This window comes from Microvirga aerophila (assembly GCF_003332305.1).
GTDB lineage: Bacteria > Pseudomonadota > Alphaproteobacteria > Rhizobiales > Beijerinckiaceae > Microvirga > Microvirga aerophila.
Map to the genome: position 1 here is coordinate 1 of NZ_QOIO01000124.1, position 5725 is coordinate 5725.

Sequence of the window (5725 nt, forward strand, 5' to 3'; positions counted from 1 at the left end):
CGAAGTCAGAACGGAGTGGGATCGGCATGGCGAACCTCCATGGCTCGCCAAGTTGAATCACACCCACCCCGACGCAGAAAATCACGAACGAGTCAGCCCTTCAGGGACTTAGTATAAGTTAATGTTCGATCAGCAGGATCTCCTTTACCTCGAGACAATAGCGAGTGTGAGAGAACCGAACGGTGCAGCGCGATCGGCTGATGCGTCGCCGGCCTGAGGAGTCCAGGAGCCAAAGGGTTTTGGGCGTGACCCGATGGATCACACACCAATGGTCGGTTGCTCCTGTAATGCCGACGATGGCTACGCAGTTTGGTCCCAGCGCCTGGTCCAAGGCAGCCCACAAGTCGGAGAGGGTGCGTTGGTCGCGCTTCAGCCGAAGGGGCCGGATACTGACACTAGGGTTCTGACCTTGAGTACACCACTGGCCCCCCACAGCTACGATCCGCTTCAGCTGGCGGAAACACATTCCTCGGAGGAGTGGCTGATGAAGGCGAGGGCAGTCTTGCTCAAGAGCTCTGATCAGCTTTCCGAACAGCTTTTGGCACTGCTTCTCCCGCAGGTGGAGGACATGCCGAACAGCATTCACCACCGCGTAGACGCCGCACAGTCCATCAAGATCTCCCGGCCGGTAGGCGCGCCTGTGTTTGCGCATCAGCTCTTAGTTGGGGCGGGCGAGGGCGGCTGGAGTGGTGGTGACAAACAAGAAATGGCTGAGTGGCGGGATACGAACAGGGCCTGCCGAGGATAGTCGGTAGCCGTCACGGAAGGAACGTGGTGCATGAGCGTGGCTCCTTAAAGCAAACGGGAGCCCAAGGGCTCCCAGTATCGGGTCAGCACAAGGTGCCGACGAATGGTGATGTTGTAAGCACAAGCTACGATTTACCAACTGCCAAGCTAAACTGCTAAGCCTAATAGCCTCGCTTTGTGAAGCAGCAACCCGGCAAAAACACTATAAATGAAACGATGTATCATGTGAAATGTGTGCCGCCAAGCCTAGCTTTGGGCAGGGTTGGCGCTGTCAGCAAACGGCCAAGGTTATGTCAGGAAAAAACTGCCATTGGATACTATGCAATGGGGCCTCATTCATCTCAACTTCAGATGACATGCGGCACAAGCCTGGCGTTGCAGTTTCGGACGCAACAGTCAGGCGACAGAGGGCTCGACTGTCGCAAAGCAGTTGCATCGACACGACAGATCGATTGTTTCCCGCTATTAGGCAGCTTGAACAAAACCATTCTGCCCCTTCGACCCCAGCCGGCTAATGTCAAGCGCTTGCTCAAGTTCAGCCTCCATAGATTCAGGCGCGAGGCGAACACCAGCTCGTCGGCACAGACGGGGCCCACTTCATGATAAAGGCGGATACAAGGAGCTCCCCTACGGCCAATGCGCCACATACAACCTTTGTGCGGTCTCATCTGGAGCGAGCTCCCAATCGGAAACGTGAACGGCGAAATAATGTCCGTCTCCGGATCGAGATTCGCCAATTCTGTTCCGACGGTAAAAACCAAATAGAGGTGATCGATCGGCCAGCGCGAAAATCGGGCTTCCCTTGAAAGGTTCTAACGGAGCCTCCGAGCACCCAAGTATGTTCAGCGCAATCTCACATGAGGGATCCATGCGCAAAGGAAGCTGTCGAGATCGCGCCAAAAGAGCGTTATCTAACAATAGCTTGCCTCTGAGCACGTCAGATCCGGCCCCATGTAACCTCCTTTTTTGCCCCAAACAGTCCCCCAAAATTCCAGAGATCTACACCCAATTTCACATCCAAAATTGCGGTCGTGTGGGCAATGCTTTCACATCACACTCAGGCTATCCAACATGGAGAACTCCTGATGACCGATCCAGAGGACCATCTCAATTCGTATGCAGCCCGTGTTTCAGGACACGCAGTCACTCGCGCTGCCCAGAGAGGCGTGCACAAGAACGTCATCGAATTGATTCTGGCCTTCGGTGATATAGAACTGCCTGCGGCGATGAAGCGGCGCAGGCTCCGCCTCTCGCGAAATCGCGCTGCCGAACTGATTGCCGAGGGATACTCATTCCGCCTGGTTGATGCGGCCCAGAAGGTCGAACTCATCCTCAGCAAGATGGACCGAGTTGTAACAGTTGTTCGCTGCGATCCATACCCTACGCGCCGAAACATGTTCCTCTCTCAGCGGCACACTTCTGTTCGCGTCTGATCGGGAGCACGTAGATGTCGGACACAGTCATCAATGCATGGCACCACTTTCCGCCTCACGACAAAGACTCTGCGGAGAACCATGCGGCAAGCCTGCGCCATACCCGTGCTCGCTTGGACGAGGCCGATCAAATCGCACAGGACATACGGTCCAGCAAACGTATATCTGAACCTGATCGACCGCGCCTCGCGCGAAACCTAGGTCGGATGATTGAGGCCGCCAAAGCCCATAACGTTCACGACCTAATTAGTCAGCTCTTCGCTGCGGCGTTTGGCGACGCGGTCGCCGAAAGCGCCCTGAAAAAGCGCAAGCGGTATGTAAGGCTGCAGGGAGAGGCTTTGCCTCCAGCACAGCTGCCGGGTGAGTACCATGCCCGCGGCGCTGAATTCTTACGACTCTCGCAAGCATGGGCGGATTTGCAGCGACCCAGCGATGTCGCTCCTGAGGACGCCCGGCGGCAGGCGATCCTGAACTTGATTGAAGGCACAACGTTCGATACGCGGACGAGGATCACACTGCGACGCGCCGAAGCGAGCCGAATTGAATTCGTCGAGCAGATGAACAGGGTGCTGACTCATATAAGCTCGTCAGTTGATCTGGATACTTACTTTGACACCGCGTCCGAGATTCCGCTCGTACCCGAAAATGATGGCACCGAGAGAAAGTTCCTCGTCGGCCTCGGCACGTTTTGGGACGGTACAGGCTGGGACGAACTTCGCATACAGCCGATCGCTTCCTACATCCCTCAAAGTCCTGTTGGGGAAGACGGCGACAGATTGAGCGATGGCATCTGCACTCACTGGCTCGCACCAAAGGTGCACATCGGCTTCATCTACACGCCAGTGATAATGGACTACGCAATCCCGTACACGATCCCACAAGGTCGAAAGTCGCGAGAGCACGAGGATGAGTTAGTTAGCCACCTGATCCACCGCTACGGCCCGGAAAATGTGCCCTTGTATGAGCATGTTGTCGAGCAGTTTCGGGAGGAGTTTTCCGCGCGTCGGGAGGCGGCCTTTCGGCGGGAGGCGGGCATGCCGGACATAGACGCTCTGGCGCAAACAATGCTGCACAACCACCTCCAGGCTGACTATGGCCTTGGGAGAAGAACCGTACCCGATCTGAACTCGCCGAGCTACATTCTGACGATCAAAGAAGCCCTGAAGCCTATGTATGGACCAGACGTCGCCCGGATGGTGAGCAAAGGTGCCGTGCGCAACACGAAACGGGAAGCGGCCTGGATAAGTTGGCATTCGTCGTACCGTGGCGACAAACCTATGGTGTGGCGTGTCTCTGCTGTTTGGCTCGCCGTCTACCGCGAACGTGCCACAGGGCGGGTTCGCCTCGTGATCACAGCCACGGAGGACGACCTCGATCTCACATACAGCTCATTGGTCTACAGACGGAATACTTATGCGGGTGACGAGCACACTCCCGTGCGCGGCCTAGGACCGGATCTTTATGCCGCCCAGGAGCCCGACGTAGATCCGCTTTCATTCCGTGACGAAGTCAACGGCGTTGTGATGTACGATAAAAATGGGGATCTAACGGGGGATTACCACGACTACGAAAATAAACTCAACTTTATTCCAGGAGCCACTGCCATTTCACTGGCTTTCACTCCGTTGAACCACGCCACCAATGGATCCCCAGGAATCGAATTCAAGCCGCTTTTCGATGATTGTCCGGGGTCATTCTCTCCTGCGCCACACAACACGATTGCTGGCGCGATACTGAGAAACCTCGCGCATGCGGCACCAGGTGAGAGGCTCGACGATCTTCTCATAGCGGATGCCAAGCACAAAGCAGACGTAATGCAACGGCTCCTTGGAAAACAAGAGAGCGACTACCGCAGAGGGATCGAACGCTGAGTGCATTCAGGATGCATCAGTTCAGTCATTAAGATAGCAGCGTCCAAGGCAGCACTGTCTGACGTACGTCGTTAGTCGCGTTGGCGAGGAAGCCGATGATCGAGGTATCCCATTTGCTCGCGTATCCGATCACAGAATCGGCGGGATTGGAGGCGGGCTGCCCATGGGCCTGTGGATGCGCGTTACGGCATAACCGAGACCTGATCAGAATGTCAGTGAGCCACATTGGCTGATCCGAAGGTAACCGTGATGGCAACAAAGCAGTACATGATCACGTATGCACGCTCGTATGGAGTGTCCCATGACATGGTGTGGTGCGACACGGAGTACGAAGCCATCATGATTGCACGAGACAGGTACGGAAACTCGGTGCTTAGCGTCCGCGCTGTGTCATGAGTTTCTTACCTCGGCAACGTGCTTTCCAAGGGCAGTATGTCAATGTCTAAAGCACAAGCACCGAGAGCACTTCCGTCGCTTGGAGGCGGAGAAATTGAGCAGAACCGGCAATGAAAGGGAAGCAGAAGCTATTGCGAGAGCACACACTTAATCCGAAGCAGACCGACGGAAAGCAACTGCCTCCGGAGCGATCCCAGCGCATTTTTTCACCTGAGCCTACAGCAGGCCAATCCGAAACCAACCAAAGTCGTCATTGGAGACAGTATGGCTACGTTCGAGGGAACTGTTCAGGATTTTCACCACTACCTCGGCCCTAAGATCAGAAACGCTGTTAATGTCTTCGCGAAACGGGCGCGGAAGGCAAGGAAAGGCGCTTGTGAGCATTGTAATGGGACATTCCAAGAGCTCGACTCGGCCCACGTTCACGGCAAAGGACGCCGCATTATCATCGAGGAGGTCTTGTCCCAGTTTCAAAACCCCAGTGGAGCCGTACGCTGTGACGTGGGAGCCGCGGAGAAGGAGATTCTCGCAAAGCACAGTCCTATAACGGACGTTATCAAATTTCTATGCAAACGCTGCCATGGTGAGTACGACAGGTCGCCCGGAATAGAGCCACCACCGCGAAACCACGGGGCGTCGCCTCTGTCCGACGGCTGTGACGAGCTTATAGAAGCCGTAGCCATCGAACTGCACTTCTTTCCGGCCGACGAGGCGGTGTTCAAAGCGCAGCTTATTAAGGAAAAGAAGGCGTACTTTGTCCTATACAACAATGATGGGTCGGCCACGCCGATCAAAGAATGGAATGCCGCAAACTTTACAGACGCCTCGAACCTGAGGGGTAATATATTCACGGGACAGCTGAGACGCTGGAGGAAGAGAGGGATCGGCAAAGCTGTTTTCGCGATACGTCGATCCGATCTTCCAATCAGCAAGCCGTCCGCTCAACCTGCCCTCTAAAGCATCGGACTGGAAATTCGACTCTTAGGGTTCTGGGTTGATGTGATCTGTGATTCACTTCGTCGGACGGGAGGTGGATCATGGGTCACTGCTATTCTCTCGATCTTCGTATGCGGGTTGCAGCCTTCGTCGAGGCGGGCCATTCCTGCCGGACGGCGGCCCGCCACTTTGGCGTCAGTGACAGCTGTGCCATCAAGCTGATGCAGCGCCAGCGGCGGTTCGGCTCGCCGGCGCCCGCCCGCCAAGGCCGTCCGCCGGGAGGTGGCAAACTGGTGCCTTATGAGACCTTCCTGATCCAAGCCGTCGAGGCACACCCCGCCA

4 protein-coding genes are annotated in these 5725 nt (G+C 55.8%); all 4 read left to right on the forward strand.

Translation table 11 applies throughout. The features are described from left to right. The first annotated feature begins 1832 nt into the window (after nucleotides 1–1832). On the forward strand, nucleotides 1833–2180 hold the full coding sequence (locus tag DRB19_RS28655) for a hypothetical protein (RefSeq protein ID WP_114189355.1): 348 nt from the start codon (nucleotides 1833–1835) through the stop codon (nucleotides 2178–2180). A 14-nt stretch (nucleotides 2181–2194) separates the two neighbouring features. Next, nucleotides 2195–4051 (forward strand): hypothetical protein, encoded by a 1857-nt coding sequence (locus tag DRB19_RS28660; RefSeq protein WP_147023160.1) that lies wholly within the window; start codon nucleotides 2195–2197, stop codon nucleotides 4049–4051. A 660-nt stretch (nucleotides 4052–4711) separates the two neighbouring features. Then, a complete protein-coding gene (locus DRB19_RS28665) occupies nucleotides 4712–5404 on the forward strand; it encodes a hypothetical protein (protein ID WP_114189357.1) in 693 nt (230 codons plus the stop codon). Nucleotides 5405–5484: 80 nt separating this feature from the next. Continuing rightward, nucleotides 5485–5725, forward strand: a 241-nt coding sequence (locus DRB19_RS28670) for an IS630 transposase-related protein (protein WP_245439450.1), incomplete at its 3' end; no start/stop codon positions are given.

Excerpts from the sequence above, each read along its gene's own strand:
- DRB19_RS28655 (WP_114189355.1), top strand. The coding sequence starts at position 1,833 with ATGACCGATCCAGAGGACCATCTCAATTCGTATGCAGCCCGTGTTTCA.
- DRB19_RS28660 (WP_147023160.1), top strand. The coding sequence starts at position 2,195 with ATGTCGGACACAGTCATCAATGCATGGCACCACTTTCCGCCTCACGAC.
- DRB19_RS28665 (WP_114189357.1), top strand. The coding sequence starts at position 4,712 with ATGGCTACGTTCGAGGGAACTGTTCAGGATTTTCACCACTACCTCGGC.